At 50.3% G+C, this 18,019-nt stretch carries 18 protein-coding genes; 16 read left to right on the top strand and 2 right to left on the bottom strand.

Annotated elements, in window-relative coordinates; all coding sequences use genetic code 11:
* The first annotated feature begins 7 nt into the window (after positions 1-7).
* The 13 genes from pucD to V5J77_RS12485 all read left to right on the top strand — a co-directional run bounded on the left by pucD (position 8) and on the right by V5J77_RS12485 (position 13,282).
* Complete coding sequence (pucD, locus tag V5J77_RS12425; RefSeq protein ID WP_338556208.1) at positions 8-2,296, top strand: xanthine dehydrogenase subunit D; 2,289 nt, start codon at positions 8-10, stop codon at positions 2,294-2,296.
* Positions 2,293-2,811, top strand: a complete 519-nt coding sequence (locus V5J77_RS12430) for a (2Fe-2S)-binding protein (protein ID WP_338556210.1) — start codon at positions 2,293-2,295, stop codon at positions 2,809-2,811. The genes pucD and V5J77_RS12430 overlap by 4 nt, the downstream gene beginning before the upstream one ends.
* The gene (uraD, locus tag V5J77_RS12435; RefSeq protein ID WP_338556212.1) at positions 2,808-3,302 is read left to right on the top strand and encodes a 2-oxo-4-hydroxy-4-carboxy-5-ureidoimidazoline decarboxylase; all 495 of its coding nucleotides are present in this window, start codon (positions 2,808-2,810) and stop codon (positions 3,300-3,302) included. Before V5J77_RS12430 ends, uraD begins: the two co-directional genes overlap by 4 nt.
* Before the next feature lie 51 nt (positions 3,303-3,353).
* Positions 3,354-4,322 carry a factor-independent urate hydroxylase gene (gene pucL, locus V5J77_RS12440; protein ID WP_338556214.1) on the top strand — a complete coding sequence of 323 codons (969 nt, stop codon included), beginning with the start codon at positions 3,354-3,356 and terminating at the stop codon, positions 4,320-4,322.
* Positions 4,319-4,690, top strand: coding sequence for a hydroxyisourate hydrolase (uraH, locus tag V5J77_RS12445; RefSeq protein ID WP_338556216.1), 372 nt, complete (start codon positions 4,319-4,321; stop codon positions 4,688-4,690). Before pucL ends, uraH begins: the two co-directional genes overlap by 4 nt.
* Positions 4,691-4,801: 111 nt before the next feature.
* On the top strand, positions 4,802-6,196 hold the full coding sequence (locus V5J77_RS12450; RefSeq protein WP_338556218.1) for an allantoinase: 1,395 nt from the start codon (positions 4,802-4,804) through the stop codon (positions 6,194-6,196).
* A 408-nt stretch (positions 6,197-6,604) separates the two neighbouring features.
* Positions 6,605-7,657, top strand: a complete 1,053-nt coding sequence (add, locus tag V5J77_RS12455) for an adenosine deaminase (protein ID WP_338556220.1) — start codon at positions 6,605-6,607, stop codon at positions 7,655-7,657.
* A 201-nt stretch (positions 7,658-7,858) separates the two neighbouring features.
* Positions 7,859-8,224, top strand: a complete 366-nt coding sequence (locus V5J77_RS12460; RefSeq protein ID WP_338556222.1) for a metalloregulator ArsR/SmtB family transcription factor — start codon at positions 7,859-7,861, stop codon at positions 8,222-8,224.
* A gap of 32 nt (positions 8,225-8,256) precedes the next feature.
* The gene (locus V5J77_RS12465) at positions 8,257-8,766 is read left to right on the top strand and encodes a GNAT family N-acetyltransferase (protein WP_338556224.1); all 510 of its coding nucleotides are present in this window, start codon (positions 8,257-8,259) and stop codon (positions 8,764-8,766) included.
* A 188-nt stretch (positions 8,767-8,954) separates the two neighbouring features.
* Complete coding sequence (locus V5J77_RS12470; protein ID WP_338556226.1) at positions 8,955-11,177, top strand: heavy metal translocating P-type ATPase; 2,223 nt, start codon at positions 8,955-8,957, stop codon at positions 11,175-11,177.
* 86 nt (positions 11,178-11,263) lie between these two features.
* Positions 11,264-11,686, top strand: a complete 423-nt coding sequence (locus tag V5J77_RS12475) for a VOC family protein (protein ID WP_338556228.1) — start codon at positions 11,264-11,266, stop codon at positions 11,684-11,686.
* Between the two features lie 252 nt (positions 11,687-11,938).
* On the top strand, positions 11,939-12,709 hold the full coding sequence (locus tag V5J77_RS12480) for a metallophosphoesterase (RefSeq protein ID WP_338556230.1): 771 nt from the start codon (positions 11,939-11,941) through the stop codon (positions 12,707-12,709).
* A gap of 30 nt (positions 12,710-12,739) precedes the next feature.
* A complete protein-coding gene (locus V5J77_RS12485) occupies positions 12,740-13,282 on the top strand; it encodes a histidine phosphatase family protein (protein WP_338556232.1) in 543 nt (180 codons plus the stop codon).
* Positions 13,283-13,426: 144 nt separating this feature from the next.
* On the opposite strand, the gene V5J77_RS12490 is transcribed toward V5J77_RS12485, so the two are convergent.
* Positions 13,427-13,966: a GNAT family protein gene (locus V5J77_RS12490; protein ID WP_338556233.1), complete on the bottom strand. Its 540-nt coding sequence runs from the start codon at positions 13,964-13,966 to the stop codon at positions 13,427-13,429.
* Positions 13,967-14,038: 72 nt separating this feature from the next.
* Entirely contained in the window at positions 14,039-14,686 is a 648-nt protein-coding gene (locus V5J77_RS12495) for a metal-dependent hydrolase (RefSeq protein ID WP_338556235.1), read from the bottom strand.
* A 136-nt stretch (positions 14,687-14,822) separates the two neighbouring features.
* Between V5J77_RS12495 and V5J77_RS12500 the strand changes: the two genes are divergently transcribed.
* The 3 genes from V5J77_RS12500 (at position 14,823) to nikA (ending at position 18,018) form a co-directional block, all read left to right on the top strand.
* Positions 14,823-15,416, top strand: coding sequence for a YdeI/OmpD-associated family protein (locus V5J77_RS12500; RefSeq protein ID WP_338556237.1), 594 nt, complete (start codon positions 14,823-14,825; stop codon positions 15,414-15,416).
* 197 nt (positions 15,417-15,613) lie between these two features.
* Entirely contained in the window at positions 15,614-16,120 is a 507-nt protein-coding gene (locus V5J77_RS12505; RefSeq protein ID WP_338556239.1) for a hypothetical protein, read from the top strand.
* A gap of 296 nt (positions 16,121-16,416) precedes the next feature.
* The gene (nikA, locus tag V5J77_RS12510) at positions 16,417-18,018 is read left to right on the top strand and encodes a nickel ABC transporter substrate-binding protein (RefSeq protein ID WP_338556241.1); all 1,602 of its coding nucleotides are present in this window, start codon (positions 16,417-16,419) and stop codon (positions 18,016-18,018) included.
* Position 18,019: the final 1 nt, after the last annotated feature.

The raw sequence follows: 18,019 nt of genomic DNA on the forward strand, positions 1-18,019 counted from the left end.
GATAGCGATGCTGTTGAAACGTGAATCAAGCGGCAAACGGTGGCGAATCAGGCCGGATGGGCTGGAGAAGGTAACGGGCAGCCTTGCTTATTTGACGGATATGTCGGCAGCGGGCATGCTTTATGGCCGGGTTCTGCGCAGTCCTCATCCTCATGCTCTTATTCTCCGCATTTGCACGGAGAAGGCTCGGCAGCTTGAAGGCGTTCATGCCGTGCTGACCCATCTCGATGTGCCCGGTTTAAACCGCTATGGCATTGCCCATCAGGATCAGCCAGTTTTTTGTGAAAATAAAGTTCGGTATGTCGGCGATGCGGTGGCGGCTGTAGCCGCAGAGACGGCTGAGCTAGCCGAATTGGCTCTTACTCTCATTGAGGTTGATTATGAGCTGCTGCCGATCGTTGACGATGCCGAGCGGGCGCTTTTGCAGGATGCGCCGCTGCTTCATCCGCAGGGCAATATTCTTCACCACAGCCAATTTCATAGAGGACAGCTAGGCAGCGGGTTCTCCGCCTGTGCCCATATTGTAGAGGATACTTATTTTACGCCGAGGCAAATGCACACCTATATGGAAACCGAAGGCGGCTTGTTTGTGCCACAGGAGGATGGGCGGTTGACAGTATATTCGCCTACTCAGCATGGGTTTATGGATCGTCTGCAATTATCGCGAATTACCGCGATGAAGCAGGAGCGAATCCGCATCGTCTCAAGCCCCATTGGCGGCTCCTTCGGCGGCAAGGATGAATTGAATGTGCAGCCTTATGGCGCGCTGCTTGCGCTCAAAACAAATCGCCCCGTCAAGCTGCATCATTCCAGATGGGAGTCGGTTCGAGCGGGGCTCAAACGTCATCCGATGAAAATTTCGATGAAAACCGGTACAGATGCCAGCGGCCGCCTGCTTGCACATCAAGTGCGAATTATCGCCGATACTGGCGCGTACGCCACGCTGGGGGCGGAGGTGCTTAACTTTACCGTTGAGCATGTACTTGGACCATACCGCTACGAGCATGTAGAGGTAGACGGTTATTCCGTTTATACGAACAACGGAATGTCTGGGGAGTTCCGCGGCTTTGGCGGAAATCAGGCGATTTTTGCACTAGAAGGGCAGCTTGATCGGCTTGCAGAGAAGCTGGGCATGGACCCTTGGGAGCTGCGGCGAATGAATATGCGCATGCCTGATGATCCGGGGCCGTTCGGTCAGCCGATCGTCGTAACCGAAGGCGCCATGCAGGTGTGGAATGCAGCTGAAGCCAGCGACTTGTGGCAGGAAAGAGGGGCGCCGAATCGAGAAGAGGAGCGCGAGCCATGGCTTAAAGTAGGTATTGGGTCAGCCTTCACCATGCACGGCGGCGGGCTTGGCGTAGGTATTCCCGATCCGGCAGGCGGCAGGCTCTCGCTGGCTGCCGATGGTCGAATCGAAGCGATATTCGGCTACGAGGAGTTTGGGCAAGGCTTGCTTGCTACGCTGGAGCTAATGCTGATTGAGCAATTCGGATTGGCTGCATCCGATATAAGGATGATTATTGGGGATACCGATCTGGTTCCAGACAGCGGCTCTACGACTGCTTCAAGAGCGACCAGCATGATGTGGAAGACGCTGCAAAATCTGAAGCTGCCGTTTACCTCGCAATTGCTGGAGCGGGCTGCGGAGCTGCTTGGAATATCAGTCGATAAGCTCGCAATGGGAGCAGGAGGCATTTATGAAACCGCAGGCAATACCTTGCTGCTGAGCTATAAGGAGCTGGCTGAGGCAGAAGGGGAGCGGATAAGCTGCTCTACCTCCTTTCTGTTCCCGACATCAGATACCTCGCGAACAGGAGCCCATTTTTTATATACGTATGCTGCGGTTGTTGTAAAGGTTGAGATTAATCAACTGACAGGTCGAGTGAGAGTGCTTGACCAATATCATGCGGTAGCGGCAGGTCCTGTCATGAACCCGCAAGGCTTTCTTGGTCAGATTGAGGGCGGCAGCAGCATGGCGCTTGGATTTACGCTTACGGAGGATGCGCTCATGCAGCAGGGACAATATATGACGAAAAATTTGGATACCTATTTAGTTCCAACGATTGTGGAGCATCGCGGTGCGGTCACCGTTGAGCCGATTGAGCATTTGCCGCAAGGAGATAGCTACGGCCCGCGCGGCATCGGTGAAGTAGGCTCGGTTACGCTTGCTCCGGCTATCGCGGCTGCCATTCATCAGGCGGTGGGCATTCGCGTGACGAAGCTGCCGATTGAGCCGGAGCTGCTGCAAAATGATTGTGCTTTTGCTTTTGCTGAAGAGGCGGTGAGCAAGCGATGAGCAAGCATGAAATGCTGGGAGCTCCGCGAGGCGCAAAGCAGCGGGAGCTGGCCTGCACCATTAATGGCGAGGATATGAAGCTTGAAGTGAACGGTGCAAAAAGGCTGCTGTCCGTGCTGCGGGATGATTTAGCGCTTACGGGAACGAAGCGTTCCTGTGAAATTGGACGCTGCGGCGCCTGCATGGTGCTGGTCGATGGCAAGCCGATTAACGCTTGCTTAACGATGGCCTACCAATGTGCGGGCAAGCAAATTACGACAATTGAAGGCATTGGTGCGGCTGATGGAGGCATCGAGCCCATACAGCGCGCTTTTCTCGAAGAGGGAGGCTTTCAATGCGGCTATTGCACGCCAGGCATGATTATTTCGGTTAAGGCTCTGCTGGATCGAAGCCCTGACCCAAGCGAAGAAGAAGTGGAAGAAGCGCTATCAGGCAATATTTGTCGCTGCACCGGCTACGGAGGCATTAAACGGGCCGTCCAGCGGGCGATTGAGTGGAGGAGGGAAGCACCGTGAAATTGGATTTGCTAAATACGATGAGCCGTGAGGCATTTACGAAAGCGCTTGGCGCTATTTTTGAACATTCGCCTTGGGTGGCGGAACTGGCATGGGAGAATAAGCCCTTCGGCTCGGTTGAACAGCTGCATGAGAGCATGGTAAATGCGGCATATACGGCGGGAGAGGAGCGGGTGCTTGTGCTGATTCGCGAGCATCCCGATCTGGCAACTCGAATCAGCATTGGCGAATATTCCACCAGAGAGCAGCAGGGGGCAGGACTTAGCCAATTGACGCCTGAGGAGTATGAGCAGTTTGCAGCGATGAACCGCCAGTATACGGAGAAGTTTGGCTTTCCATTTATATTGGCGGTGCGTGGCAAAAGCAAAGCGGACATCAAGGAAGCGATGGCGTCGCGCATCGACAACAGCCTTCAGGAGGAGCTAGAGGAGGCAAAATGGCAAATTGCCCGTATCACTTTTTTGCGCCTTAACGATTTAATAGAGCAGTAGAACGTACAAGTTTATACCAAAATGGATATAGAACAAAGGGAGAGGGTAATTATGTTGAAGCTTCGCAGCGGACGTACACTTTATTATGGCAAAGGGGATGTACTGACTTACCGCACCTATGCCGCTCCACTGGCGGTGAAGTCTATTCCAGAATCGGCTTTTACTGGCGATACGAACGTGATTTTTGCCCATAATATTACATTTGCAGTAAGTGGCGAGACGCTGCTAACCTCTTTCTCCAAAGGAGACAATACGCAGGTCGTAGCGACGGATTCAATGAAAAATTTTATTTTACGGCAAACGGCCGACTTTGAGGGGAGCACGACAGAAGGGCTGCTGGCGTTCATCAGCAAGCAATTTCTTAGCCGTTATCCGCATATTGATGCAATTGAGCTGAGTGCAGACCGCATTCCATTCCATACGCTTGAAGTGGCAGATGGCAGTGACGGACTCGTGGATAGCTCGCTTGTATACCGCCGTTCCCATAATGATCATGCGAGCGCTTCGATGAAGCTCGTCCGTGACGGCGAAGAGGGAGCAGGCGTTATAGTGGAGCATGAGTGCGCCATTACAGATTTGCAGCTTATTAAAGTTAGCGGCAGCTCTTTCTATGGGTTTGTTCGCGACGAATATACGACACTGCCAGAGAGCTATGATCGGCCATTATTTATTTTTCTAAATATATTTTGGACCTATGGAAATATTGAGCTTGCCGTAGAAGCGGGCTCAGGGCAATACGTAGCAGCCGAGCATATTCGGGATATTACTCATAATGTGTTTCACGAATATAAAACCCCATCCATTCAATATTTAATTTATCAAGTCGGCTTGCGTATTTTGACCCGCTTTCCGCAATTGGCGGAGGTGCGGTTTGAATCGAATAACCGGACTTGGGAAACGGTAGTTGACCATACGGAGGACGATGCAGCTGCTGTCTACACAGAACCGCGCCCGCCATTTGGCTTCCAAGGCTTTACGCTTACCCGCGAGGATTTGGCAAATGAGGAAGCATCCTCATGAGCGGCAAAATAACGACGCATGTGCTCGACATTTCCACGGGAAAGGCAGCCGCAGGGATGGAGCTGGAGCTGTGGCAGCTGTGTGAGGAAACGGGGGAACGGAGGCTGCTTCAAACGGCTGCGACGAATGGAGACGGACGACTGGATGCTCCTCTGCTTGCTGGCGAGGATATGAAGCCGGGTGTTTATGAGCTTGTGTTTGATGCAGGCAGCTTTTTGTCACGCGATCGTGGCATGGCGCAGCTATCGTCGATTGAATTTATTTTTCAGCACATACCGATTCGGTTTCGCGTTAACGATGCGCAGGCGCATTATCATATTCCGCTGCTTGTTGCGCCGGGCGGCTACAGCACTTATCGCGGTACTTAGCAGCTGCGACGAAATAGAAATGAGCGGCACTTTCACTTTATGTCGCCGTAGTTCCTTAGAGCAGTGAGGTAAACAGATAGGCGTGACTGATGGGGAAAAGGGTGGATAGGGATGGCTTCCTACTATGATTGCATCGTTATGAATGGTTTTGTTGTTTTGATGGGTGAAGTGAAAAAGCTGGATATAGGCATTCGCGATGGCCGCATTGCTGCCTTGGAGCCGTCACTCGCAGGTGCCGCGGCCGGCTCCCGAATGGATGCGGAGGGACAGTATGTGCTGCCCGGCATGGTTGATATTCATGTACATTTTAATGAACCGAATTTGGGGCATTGGGAAGGGTTTGCGAGTGGGTCAGCTTCACTTGCTGCCGGAGGAGCGACCTGTTACGTAGATATGCCGCTCAATGGCAATCCGCCGACTGTAACGACGGAGGCGCTTGCGCTGAAAGCAGGTCAGGCAGAGGGCAGCTCGGCTGTTGATTATACATTTTGGGGCGGACTCGTCCCAGGAAAGCTGGAGGAGCTTGCTCCTATGTTCGAAGCGGGCATCGTCGGCTTTAAAGCGTTTATGTCCAATCCCGGCGGCGAAGGAGAAGGGCGTTTTCGCGAGGTGGATGACTGGACTCTGTATGAAGGAATGAAAAAAATCGCCGAGCTCGGCGGCTTTGTCGCTCTGCATGCCGAGAGCAACGCCATAACTTCTCAGCTCGCTGATGCCGCCCTCGCAGCCGGACGCTTGGATGCTGAGGCATTCGCAGCCTCGCGGCCGATAATTGCCGAGCTGGAGGCGGTAAATAAGGCGCTGCTGTTCGCGGAGCAGACGGGCTGCCAAGTGCATTTTGTTCATATAAGCAGCTATGACGCGGTGGAGCTGATTGATCGCGCGAAGCAGCGCGGCTTGCCGGTGACAGTGGAAACGTGCCCGCATTATTTGCTCCTTACGCAGAAGGACATGGCGGCGCTTGGAGCGGTTGCCAAATGCGCGCCTCCTCTGCGCGGGGAGGAGCAGCGTGAGGGGCTTTGGCGAATGATTAGCGAAGGTAAGCTGGATGTTATCGCTTCAGACCATTCGCCATGTCCGACCTCGATGAAGGTGGATGCTGCAAAAACGTTTTTCGAGGCATGGGGAGGTATATCGGGCGCGCAAAGCAGCATGGAGCTGGTGCTTGGTGAAGGGTGGATCAAGCGCGGACTGCCGCTGCCATTGCTAAGCTCTCTGCTATCAGCAGGACCCGCTCAGCGTTTCGGGCTTTATCCGCGCAAGGGAGCTATTGCAGTCGGCTCGGATGCCGACCTGGCTATTGTTGACCCTAATGCGGCTTATAAGCTGCTGGAGGAAAATTTATTTTATAAGCACAAGCATAGCCCTTATGTAGGGAAGGAAATGGCCTGCCGAGTCGTGGCAACACTCGTTCGAGGAACCGTTGTTTATTCGGCAAACGACGGCTTGGTACAGCCTGCATCAGGCAAGCCGCTACTAGGGCTGGGCAGCAGCGTTATACAGTAACGGGAAGATAGGAGGGCGATATTGTCAGCTTTCCTCCTTGCACGATTACCACGCCCGTCCCTGTTAAGGTTGACCCGCACGTGCTTCGTGCGTTATCTTATCCTATACTGGGTCAATTTGACCCCAAGTTTACGGCGTTTATGTAAGATGCGATGAAATTGCTAATGGCAAGGCTTGCAGACAGCTCTAGCTGAGTATGATTCGTACGATCGTTAAACTTATGCTATTTGATACCGCCGACCGGGTTTTTCCTGGAAATATGGGAATGTATATAATTTCTCCATACCTTCTCTATACTTCTCGGAATGAAACGCCGCGCGCCGCCAGAGGACGGCGGCAGCCGTTTAACCTGGTTTGGCGGTTTGCTATAGCTTTGGCTAGTATTTTAAATTTAAAGAGGTGTTTACGATGAAAGATGTAGTGGTACGGGAACAATTAAAAAAACTGCCCAAAATTGATTTGCACTTGCATTTGGATGGCAGCGTGTTGCCTAACACGCTGCGTGAGCTGGCAATGGAGCAGGGTAAGGAGCTGCCCGTTGATGCAGGCAGCGAGCTTACCCCATGGATGCTTGCAGATGAGAACTGCAATAGCTTAAAAGAATATTTGAGCAAATTTCATTTTGTCGAGCCCTATTTGCAAACGCCAGAGGCGCTGGAACGTGTAGCTTATGAAGTGGTTGAGCAATCGGCGGAACAAGGCTGCCGTTACATCGAGGTGCGATTTGCGCCGCTGCTGCATACTAAAGGAGGTTTGTCGCTGGAGGAGACGATGCGTCACACCATTCATGGCTTGAGGCGTGGAGAACGGGATTTCGGCGTTAAAGCGAGGGGAATCGCCATCTGCCTGCGCCATGATGCTTATGAGAGCAATGAACAGGTCATATTAGCTGCGGCCAAGCTGCATGGCGATGGAATCGCAGCGGTAGATTTGGCTGGTGATGAAGCATCCTTCCCGCCGGAGCTTCATCGTTCCTTATTTAATCTCGCAGCTAGCAAGGGGCTGCCGATTACTATTCACGCCGGGGAAGCAGGCGGCGCGAAAAATGTGCAGGAAGCCATTGAGAGTCTTGGCGCCTCGCGCATCGGCCATGGCGTGCGAATTACGGAAAATCCTGCTATTATGGACATGGTGCGCCGTACAGGCACGCCGCTGGAGCTATGCCCGCTGAGCAATATACAGACAAAGGCGGTTAGCGGCTGGGACGCATATCCGATTAAAGCTTTTCTGGCAGCAGGCATTCGGGCGACCATTAATACGGATAATCTGACGGTATCGGGTACGACGATTGGTTTGGAATATGAGCTGTTGATGCAAAAATGCGGCGTGACGCTGGAGGAAATCGGCACGCTGATTTTGAACAGCGCCCATGCGGCCTTTTTGGAGCAGGATGAGAAACGGCAGCTGATTGCCGACATAGAACAGGGGCTTGCGGCTGCGGGAGTAAAGCCTGCCGTATAAGGACGGTCTCTGATTCGGAAGCAATGGAGGAAACGACGTATGCGAACCATTTTAACCGTAATTGGGGATTATGATTATCGTACAATTAAGTTGGATATATAAATGCTTGAAAAGCGCAGTTCCTGCAAATGATAGAGGAACTGCGCTTTTGTCTGCTATAATAAGATCATAAGCATTACGATTAGAGGGTGGTGGGTTCAAATGGATAAAGTGATAGATGAGCAATGTGACGACACTTGTATAGGGACGAAGCCGGAGGGTGCAGATTTGCTTACCGCAAAGGTTGAGGAGCAGACGGCAATCGATTTGGCTGAAATGTTCAAGGCGCTAGGCGACCCGACGCGGGTTAAAATGATTTATGCGCTGCTTTCGCAAGAGCTGTGCGTGCATGATTTATGCGTCGTGCTGGATATGGCACAATCGGCTATTTCGCATCAATTGCGTTATTTGCGCAATGTGCGCATCGTAAAGCGGCGCAAAGTCGGGAAAACCGTCTATTATTCGCTTGACGATGACCATGTAAAGGAAATTTTCATCCAGACACTACAGCATTTGCATCATAGCTAAGTGCTGCGTCCAGATAAGGAGAGGAACTAGACGTGACAGAAATTCCGCCAAAAATTATACAGGCTAGCAAGGAACATATTGCGGACGCTGTCGCCTTTGCAGCGCTAGTACGTAAAGAGGTCATGCCAATGTTTGCGGCAAATGGTTTGTCGCCAGATCTCGTGAATTTCTCGGAGCATTATTTGCATCAAGCGGGAGCTGGTTTTTTTCTGGCCCTTTCAGAGCAGGGAGAAATACAAGGGTGCATCGGTGTGAGGCCCTATGATAACCGGATTGAAACGGCGATGTATGAAGCGGACCGGCCAGCGGCCGAGATCGTAAAATGTTATGTAGCTGCAAGCAGCCGCAGAAGCGGTGTAGGCTCGCAGCTTACAGATGTGGCCAAGCAATTTATCGCTCAGGAGGGCTACAGCGTAGCGTATTTGCACACGCATCGTTTTCTAAACGGGGCAGTCGATTTTTGGCAGCGTCAGGGCTTTGCCATAACGGCCGAAGATCAGGATGAATGGCAGACGGTGCATATGGAGGCGAGCGTTACATAATCATAATCGTACTTATACGTACTATAAACTTTAAATTGCAGCTTATAACCAGATCGATTCAGGCGCGTAGCGCTTGGGTCGTTTTTTTTGACATAGATGGGGTCAACCCTTGACATACCCCCATAGGGTATTATATGATAAACGCAACAATAGATACCCCCATAGGGTATAAGAAGGTGGCGAACGGGATGGAAAACAGGCAAACAACGCTGGAAATTTCGGGTATGACTTGTGCGGCATGCGCCAATCGCATAGAGAAAGGCTTAAATAAGCTGGAGGGTGTATCGCAAGCGACAGTCAACTTTACAATGGAGACGAGCCATGTTGAATATCGAGCAGATACGATTGATTTGGCTGCGGTCATTAAGCGGATCGAGCAGCTTGGATTTACAGCTGAGGAGAAGGTAGAGGAGAAGCAAGGAACGGACCGCCGGCGTGACGATATTCGCAAGCAGCAGCTGAAGTTCATCCTATCAGCCATATTGTCGCTGCCGCTTTTGTGGGCGATGGTTGCGCATTTTTCATTCACGTCGTTTATATGGGTGCCAGATTTATTGCTTAATCCGTGGTTTCAACTGGCGCTGGCAACCCCTGTGCAATTTATAATCGGCTGGCCCTTCTATAAAGGGGCATTTAATGCTTTGCGCAGTGGGGGCGCGAATATGGATGTCTTGGTGGCGCTTGGAACTTCGGCAGCTTATTTTTACAGCTTGTATTTAACATTGAAGCCTGAAGAGCATGCTGGAATGGCAAACATGCCCGTTATGCAGGAGCTGTATTATGAGACAAGCGCCTTGCTCATTACGTTGATTTTACTTGGAAAATGGTTCGAAGCACTCGCTAAAGGCCGCTCGTCGGAAGCGATTCGCTCGCTCATCGGTCTCCAAGCGAAAACAGCACTCGTTGTGCGCGACGGCTCCGAAATGAGCCTCCCGGTCGAGCAGGTAATGATTGGCGATCAGCTTATTGTGAAGCCGGGCGGCAAAATTCCGGTCGATGGCGTTGTGCTGGACGGCAGCTCGGCGATCGACGAATCGATGCTGACGGGAGAAAGTCTTCCTGTTGACAAGCAATCAGGTGATCAGGTATTCGGGGCGACTATAAATAAAAATGGCGTCTTGCGTATTCAGGCTACGAAGGTTGGCAAAAATACGACGCTTGCGCAAATTATTCATATTGTTGAGCAGGCACAGGGCTCGAAAGCGCCGATTCAGCGAATAGCTGACCGTATTTCTGGTATATTCGTCCCAATTGTTGTCGGTATCGCCGTTGTTACTTTTGCCTTGTGGTTTTTTTGGATCGAGCCCGGTTTGTTCGCCGAAGCGCTGGAAAAAGCCATCGCGGTGCTCGTTATCGCATGTCCTTGCGCGCTCGGACTTGCTACTCCAACTTCTATAATGGCTGGATCGGGCCGGGCAGCGGAAGTAGGCGTCTTATTCAAGGGCGGTGAGCATCTCGAATCAACGCATCATATTACAGCGGTGCTGCTTGACAAAACAGGTACGGTTACGGAAGGCAAACCTTCACTGACCGATGTTGTCATCCAAGGCGATTTGCCGGAGCAGGAGCTGCTTGCCCTTGTTGGAGGAGCTGAGAACAGGTCAGAGCATCCGCTCGCGGAAGCTATTGTTGCTGCAATTAAAGCGCGGAACATTGCGCTTCCCGAAGCAGCTGAATTTACTGCCATTCCAGGCTTTGGCATTCGGGCAACAGTGGCAGGGCGCGATATTGTTGTCGGAACACGCGCTTTAATGGAGCGTTTCGCTGTTGCACACAACGGTGAAGCGACAATGGCTGAGCTGGAGGCGGCCGGAAAAACAGTTATGCTGACAGCTGTTGATGGTCAATATACCGGCATGATTGCAGTCGCGGATACGATTAAACCTTCATCCAAGGGAGCAATTGACCGTCTTAAGCATATTGGTCAACATGTTATGATGATTACAGGAGATAATCCGCGAACGGCAGCGGCTATTGCCAGTGAAGCGGGGATAGAGCATGTCATTGCAGGCGTGCTGCCGGAAGACAAAGCGGATGAGGTCAAGAAGCTGCAAGCGTTGGGCATGAAGGTAGCGATGGTCGGAGATGGCATTAATGATGCTCCGGCACTCGCGGCAGCGGACATTGGCATGGCGATGGGCACAGGAACGGATGTCGCGATGGAGACGGCAGATGTTACCCTTATGCGCGGCGATTTAAACAGTATTGTCGATGCCATAACGATGAGCAAAAAAACGATGAGCAACATTAAGCAAAACCTGTTCTGGGCACTAGCCTACAATGTTATCGGTATTCCTATAGCAGCAGCGGGCCTGCTAGCGCCTTGGCTGGCAGGGGCGGCGATGGCGCTGAGCTCCGTATCGGTGGTACTCAATGCGCTGCGCTTGCAGCGGATGAAAATTAAAGCCTGATGCTAATGGCAGGGTTGCCCGTCCGCCTCTAAATCGGGTATTCTAAAAGGGTACTTCATTTCGTTTCTAGGAGAGGACAGCATCCAATGAATAAAAATGCAAAAATTGGCGGCGGCGGCCTTCATCACATCGCGCTGCGCGCATTTGACTTTGAAGCAACGGTGAAGTTTTATACAGAAGGACTCGGCTTTACGCCAAGACATAGCTGGGGTGAAGGCGATGGCCGCGTTATTATGCTTGATAGCGGTGATGGCAACTATCTTGAAGTATTCGCTGGCGGCAAGGCGCCGGTGGAAGGCGAAGGCTCCTATTTCCATTTAGCATACCGCTCCGAAAATATAGAGCTTGCCGTTCAGTCAGCAGTAGCTGCTGGCGCGGTAGTAACGGTCGAACCAAAGGATGCTGTGCTGGGCGACAATCCGCCAACCCCAGTGAAAATCGCCTTCGTAAAAGGCCTGAACGGAGAGATTATTGAGTTTTTCCAAAGCACAGGCGACAATCAGCTGTAAGCAAACGGCAGGCTATAAGCAAGAATCATCATCTTATGTCAAAAATGCTGAAGCAGCCGAAGGCATCGCCTTCGGCTGCTTCGGCTTATGGCCTCCTATTTTATGAAGGCGGGTAGCTATTTTTTAAATATAGGCAACGATATGATGTCGCCATCCTTTCTCAACAATTCTCGGACTGAAACGCGCTGCGCAGCCAAAAGACGGAATCAGCCGCTTTACCTTGTTGGCGGTTTTAGTAGTAAGGGGGCTTGCATGGTCATTGTTATAATAGTTGCGGCGCTTGTGCTGCTATTATATTTGTTTTTCATATTGCCGACACAGTGGCTTAAGGTGGAGCGTTACCGTTATCCGGCGGGGTTAGGGCTTAAGGTGCTGCAAATTAGCGATCTGCATGTTGAAAATATTCGTATCAGCCCAAGGCGAATCCAGAAGCTGATTGCCAAAGAGATGCCGGCATACATATTTCTGACTGGAGACTTTACCCAGAGGCTGAGTTATTTACCGAAGGTTAGACGGTATGTGAAAGCGATTTGTGCAGGAGGCATTCCGGTTTATGCGGTGTATGGCAATCACGACCATCGGATAAAGCCTTCCGGAGTGCGCGAGCTGAGGAAGCTGCTGGAACGGGAAGGCGTTATCGTTCTGACTAACGAGAGCATAGATTTAGGTGCCTTTCAGCTGGTTGGAATAGATGACTGGAGCAGCAAGAAAAGCAAGCCTGGCAAAGCTTTTCACCAAGTTGATTTTTCAAAGCCCATTATCGTGCTCGCACATGACCCCAATACGGTGCTGCACATTAAGCATTCCTATGATTATCTCATGTCAGGTCATTTTCATGGCATGCAGTTTCATGTTCCATTTTTGTTTCGGTTTATTAACAAGGGGAAGCTCGCTGCTTCCGGCTTTTATAAAGGTCAGCATAAATGGAGCAATGGCACCTTCTATATTTCCAAAGGGATTAGCCAGACTGAGCCGAACGCCCGATTCCTCATTCGCAGTGAAGTAACGGTGCATCAATTGTAGAATGGCTATAGCAAAGGGGAGATTGAACCAATGATTTATGTAGTTAGGCATGGGCAAACCGATTATAACAAGGAACAAAGAATGCAAGGAAGGTCGGGGCTGCCATTAAATGCTCAGGGGATAAAACAAGCGGAGCAGCTAAGAGAGAGACTGCGGGACGTCACTTTTCATTTTGTATTTTCCTCTCCGCAAGAAAGAGCTGTGCAAACAGCTGAAATCGCAACCGGCGCTACTGCCATAATTGATGCAAGGCTCGATGCTTTCGATTTAGGGGAAGCGGATAAATTAAAAACGAGCGAGGTGAAAATGAAAGGTTTTACTCCTGATCCAAGCGTCTATAAAGGAGTAGAGGGAACGGATCAATTTGCTGAACGAATTTTTAGCTTTATGAGTGAGCTTGAGGCGAAAAACGACGGCAAAGAGGTTAATATTTTAATAGCCGGACATGCTTGTACAACGGGCTGTATGGGGGCTTACTTCAATGGCATACCGGCAGATAGAAATATTACGAGGTACTCATCGGCTAATGGGGACTACAAGACATATGAGTTCAAATCAGAGATGGCTGATTAATAAAATAAAAGATACCGCAAGCAGCTTATCCTCCTGCTGAGGAAAATGAGCTGCTTTTCTATGACAAAAAACGCACCGTACACTCGCTTTAAGAAGCAGAGTATAGGTGCGTTTCCTTTAGCAGAGGAATGTTATTTCTGTCTATCAGGACTCATATTCCTCTGCGGTCAAGGCGAAAAGAAGGTGATCCTCCCAAACCCCATTAATTTGCAAATAACGAAGGGCAAGGCCTTCTTGGCGAAAGCCTGCACGCTCCAGAACACGAATGGAAGGCGTGTTTCGAGGCATCACCCCAGCTTGCAAGCGATGCAGACCGAGCTGCTCGAAAGCATAAGCGGCGACCAAGCGAACGGCCTCCGATACATAACCGTTGCCATGATGAGCGCGATTGAGAAAATAACCGACATTGGCATTTTGAAACGGGCCTCGTACCACATTGGACAACTCAATTCGGCCAATTAGTTGCTGCCCCAGCATAATACCGAATGGATAAGAAGCAGCCTCAGCCTGCTTCTGAATGCCAAGACTAATATGCTCCTGCTGGCCCTCCAAGGTGAAGAAGTTATCGGGGCGAACGGGATCTACTGGCTGGAGAAGGGCTTGGTTGCTTAATCTAAGCACCAGCATGGCCTCCGCATCAGCAAGCTCGAGGGGCTTTAAATAAATGCTCTGCTTTATTGTCATCTATCGGTACTCCTTTCTAAATAGCCGCACCAGAATTCGATGGTGCGGCAAACGGGGGATGGAAGCGAATCACTAAAAAATGCTAAGCTTAAAAGGCTTCTTGTAAAGCGGATAAAGCCATTTGACACCGCTCGGCGTCAACGTATCTGCGAATAAATGAGATAAGTATCCGATAATGGCCACTCGCATAATGCCTTCAAGGTGAAGCTGCTGCTCCAGTCCCCAGGCGATTGCACCCCATGCTGCGGCAGCCCATACCGTATGGGTCATACCGCGATGCTTGAGCCACGGCGCCACGGCCACGAATGCACCAAGTCCGATAAGCCAGTTCATGCCGAACCAGAAGCCCCCATACACAAAGGCTCCGCCGATAACGCTGACAAGGGCATTGCGGATGAAGCCGCGCTTCGCGACAAGTCCAAGCAGCACGACGCCGATGGAAGCAACGAGCAGCTTCCAGCCAACAGTGTGATTGACCACATACAAGTAGCTGACAATTGCAATCATAATAACGCCGCCCCAAATGAGCAAATCATGAATGAGCTTAGACACTTTGCCGAGCTTGCTGCTCAAAATACTGGGGCCATCAAGATCCGCGCTTAAGGCGGAGATAGCGGCAACGGCTACATAAGCAGCCGCATTCGCAGGGGTGAAGGAATAATAAGCTGCCGCACCGGCTCCAATAGCCATTCCAATCGTAAGATGTGTCGTGCCTTTCATTGTTCCTCCTAATGCCTGGCTATTATCCAGCGGTGTATTCAAACGTATGTTCGCTATGTTATTATACTAGAAACAGTCTTGGGGAACAAGAGTACGCATCATTTCTTTCGCAACTTACAAGTGGGGAGGCAGAAGGATGGAAGAAACGATTATATTTTTTGAGTCGCCTGCCGAATGGCGCGGCTGGCTGGAGCATAATCATGAACAGGAGACGATGCTTTGGGTCGGTTTTCGTAAAAAAAGCAGCGGAAAGCGATCCATTAGCTGGCCCGAGTCAGTGGATGAAGCGCTATGCTTTGGCTGGATTGACGGCATTCGCAAAAGCATAGATGAAGAAAATTACAAAATACGCTTTACGCCGCGGAAAAAAGGAAGTATCTGGAGCGCTGTTAATATCCAGCGTGTTACGGAGCTAAGTGAAAGCGGACTAATGCAGCCAGCAGGGCTTGCTGCTTATGAACGGCGTAAGGAAGCGAAATCTTCCGTTTATGCACATGAGCAGAAGGCGGAGCATATTGTGCTGGCACCGGAGGAGGAAGCGGCTTTCAGGGAGCAAGCCGCGGCATGGAGCTATTTTCAGGAGCAGCGTGCAACCTATCAGAAAACGACCCTGTGGTGGGTAATTAGCGCCAAGAAGGAGGAGACGCGCAGCAAGCGGCTTCGCACCTTGATTGAACACTCCGCCAGCGGACGAACCTTACAGCAATTTACGCCAATCGTCAAGAAGTGACAAGCGTAAACGGCTGTAGCTGCCCTCTGCGGCAAAGCTGCCGTTTCAAGGGTAAACGATAAGCCTGCTATAAAGGGTAAGCTTATAGATGCTTATCTGTTCTTGAAAAAATAATTTTGTTTCTTTTTTGCAACACTTTCCGCTGCATCTGCGTTGTATAGTTATAAGCATAGAAACGAGTAAGGGAGCGGTACAAAATGAAAAAAGCAATTCTCAGCGCAGCACTCGCCATCGCTTGTTTATTAACACTAGGTTTAGCCGTAGATAATGGCAAAGGCAATGCATCCAGCAGCCCGATTAATCAAACGACCGTCTATATGGATCATATAATGAAACAAAATAACGCCTTCGTCGTTACATATGATGAAATTCAGTGGTACGAAGGAGAGGAGGCGAACGTTCAGTTCCGCCAGCATGAACAAGATGCGGAAATGACGGATGCACCAGATGGCTACTACATTGTCAATGACGATCCTCAGCTTCACGACCTGCCGATTGCAGCAGATGCTGAAGTATTCATGCAAATTTACAATCGTACGGGCAACGCGGCAGAAGCAGACATTCAATGGAATGAGCCGATCACTGTTGATAAATTCGTCTCGATTATGAATTCCGATGATCCATTTCAACTGAAAAATTTCCCTTATCACGTTACGATTAAAGACGGGGAAATTGTGAAAATTGTTCAGCAATATATCCCGTAAACCAGAGTGTGAATCCGGGGCATTCGAGCCAAGGAACACATAACCCTAGCTCTGGTCTTGATGAATAGCTGCAAGAGAAGCTGTTATGCGATTATGCGTAGCAGCTTTTTATTTTGTATTAAAAAAAGTTAATTGCAATCAATTGACACAGGAATGAAGGCCGTGGTATCATTCCTGATAGTAAATATTACGAATAGATAACGAGCTAATCGCTCGTTTTTTATTTGAATACTAATCGTAAAGATTACATATATTTAGCACGAAAGATAGGCCCGAAAGGGAGAGGGAGCTTGGTTATGCTGTTATTGAAGGGGAATAAAACGAATAAAAGATTATTTTTCACCATCCTGCTGCTCGGTCTGTCTATGGTCATTGCAGGCTGCGGCAAAGCTTCAAATTCATCGTCGGAGACCGGAAATACTGGTCAATCCACTGCTGCTGCGGAAAATAAAGCAGGAAAAAAGCTGACGCTTCTCTACCACTTTAAGAGCGCAAGTTTAGACCCGCATAATGATTATATTGTTTTGAAAGCGGGCGTAGTTGAAACGCTTGTGCGTATGGATGACAAGCTGGAGCTTCAGCCGTGGCTAGCGTCCGAATGGGAGTCTGTAGATGCGTCTACGTGGCGTTTTATCATTCGCGAAGGCGTTGCCTTTCATAGTGGTGCCAAGCTTGATGCGGCTGCTGTTAAAGCTTCGCTTGAACGCGGCATAAGCGTGAACAGGGCGCTGGACACCGCACTCAAGATCGCTTCTATGAAGGCGGAAGGCCAAGAGCTTACCATTACGACAACGGAGCCGCTGCCAGCTTTTCCATCTGAGCTTGTAAATCCATATAGCGGTATTATTGATGTGGCGGCTGAGCAAGCAATGGGTAGCGAAGCGTTTAATCAGGCGCCAGTCGGTACTGGGCCCTTTCAGGTAAAAGGCTTCACGCCGAATATGGAAATAAATCTGGCCCGTTATGACAGCTACTGGGATGGTACCGCACAGCTTGAAGAAATTACGTTCAAATTTAATGAAGACGGCAATGTACGGGCACTGGCGCTTCAGGCGAAGGAGGCCGATCTCGCCTTTCAGCTTCCAGCCGAAATGGTCGACGTCATTAAACAGGATCAAGATTTGAAAATAGAGTCGCTTGCTGGCTTGCGTGCGCATTTCCTGCTTTACAACCAACAGCAGCCCGCTTTAAAAGACGTATTGGTCAGACAGGCGCTGGACTTGCTCATTGACCGTGAAAGCATGGCGAAGGATGTCATGCTGGGCCATGCTTCTCCTGCCAATGGTCCATTTAACGCGAATTTGCCTTTCGGCAGCAAGGAAGCCGTTCAGCCGCTTGATACAGTCAAGGCGAAGCAACTGCTCGAACAAGCTGGCTATGCACAAGGCAGCAGCGGCAAGCTGGAGAAGGATGGAAAGCCGCTGACCCTTGAGCTCGTTACGTATAAAGGTCGGCCGGAGCTTCCGCTCATTGCCCAGCTCCTGCAATCCGATGCCGCTAAAATTGGCGTAACGTTAACGATAAAGAACGTTGAAAATGTAGATACGTATTTGCGCGAAAATACCGATTGGGATTTGGCCACTTACAGCAATTTGACAGCTCCGCGCGGGGATGGCGGCTTTTTCCTGAATTCGGCGTTTACAGCTGGGGGCTCGCTTAATCCGGCTAATATTAGCAGCGACAAACTGAGCGCAATCCTTGCACAGCTGAATGCTACAGGTGACGCGGCGCAGCGTGTAAAGCTTACGCAAGCTGCCACTGCGGTAATTAAAGCGCAGGCTCTGCATTCCTACGCGGTCTATCCAAACATAATCGTAGGCATGAATAAGAAGGTGACGGGCTGGACACCAGGACCTGAAGAATATTATTTAGTTACAAACAAGATGGATGTGTCTTAAC

Source organism: Paenibacillus sp. KS-LC4 (assembly GCF_036894955.1).
GTDB lineage: Bacteria > Bacillota > Bacilli > Paenibacillales > Paenibacillaceae > Pristimantibacillus.

Coding starts and splice junctions, on each gene's coding strand:
- pucD (WP_338556208.1), top strand. CDS start 8: ATGCTGTTGAAACGTGAATCAAGCGGCAAACGGTGGCGAATCAGGCCG.
- V5J77_RS12430 (WP_338556210.1), top strand. CDS start 2,293: ATGAGCAAGCATGAAATGCTGGGAGCTCCGCGAGGCGCAAAGCAGCGG.
- pucL (WP_338556214.1), top strand. CDS start 3,354: ATGTTGAAGCTTCGCAGCGGACGTACACTTTATTATGGCAAAGGGGAT.
- uraH (WP_338556216.1), top strand. CDS start 4,319: ATGAGCGGCAAAATAACGACGCATGTGCTCGACATTTCCACGGGAAAG.
- V5J77_RS12450 (WP_338556218.1), top strand. CDS start 4,802: ATGGCTTCCTACTATGATTGCATCGTTATGAATGGTTTTGTTGTTTTG.
- add (WP_338556220.1), top strand. CDS start 6,605: ATGAAAGATGTAGTGGTACGGGAACAATTAAAAAAACTGCCCAAAATT.
- V5J77_RS12460 (WP_338556222.1), top strand. CDS start 7,859: ATGGATAAAGTGATAGATGAGCAATGTGACGACACTTGTATAGGGACG.
- V5J77_RS12470 (WP_338556226.1), top strand. CDS start 8,955: ATGGAAAACAGGCAAACAACGCTGGAAATTTCGGGTATGACTTGTGCG.
- V5J77_RS12475 (WP_338556228.1), top strand. CDS start 11,264: ATGAATAAAAATGCAAAAATTGGCGGCGGCGGCCTTCATCACATCGCG.
- V5J77_RS12480 (WP_338556230.1), top strand. CDS start 11,939: ATGGTCATTGTTATAATAGTTGCGGCGCTTGTGCTGCTATTATATTTG.
- V5J77_RS12485 (WP_338556232.1), top strand. CDS start 12,740: ATGATTTATGTAGTTAGGCATGGGCAAACCGATTATAACAAGGAACAA.
- V5J77_RS12490 (WP_338556233.1), bottom strand. CDS start 13,966: ATGACAATAAAGCAGAGCATTTATTTAAAGCCCCTCGAGCTTGCTGAT.
- V5J77_RS12495 (WP_338556235.1), bottom strand. CDS start 14,686: ATGAAAGGCACGACACATCTTACGATTGGAATGGCTATTGGAGCCGGT.
- V5J77_RS12500 (WP_338556237.1), top strand. CDS start 14,823: ATGGAAGAAACGATTATATTTTTTGAGTCGCCTGCCGAATGGCGCGGC.
- V5J77_RS12505 (WP_338556239.1), top strand. CDS start 15,614: ATGAAAAAAGCAATTCTCAGCGCAGCACTCGCCATCGCTTGTTTATTA.
- nikA (WP_338556241.1), top strand. CDS start 16,417: ATGCTGTTATTGAAGGGGAATAAAACGAATAAAAGATTATTTTTCACC.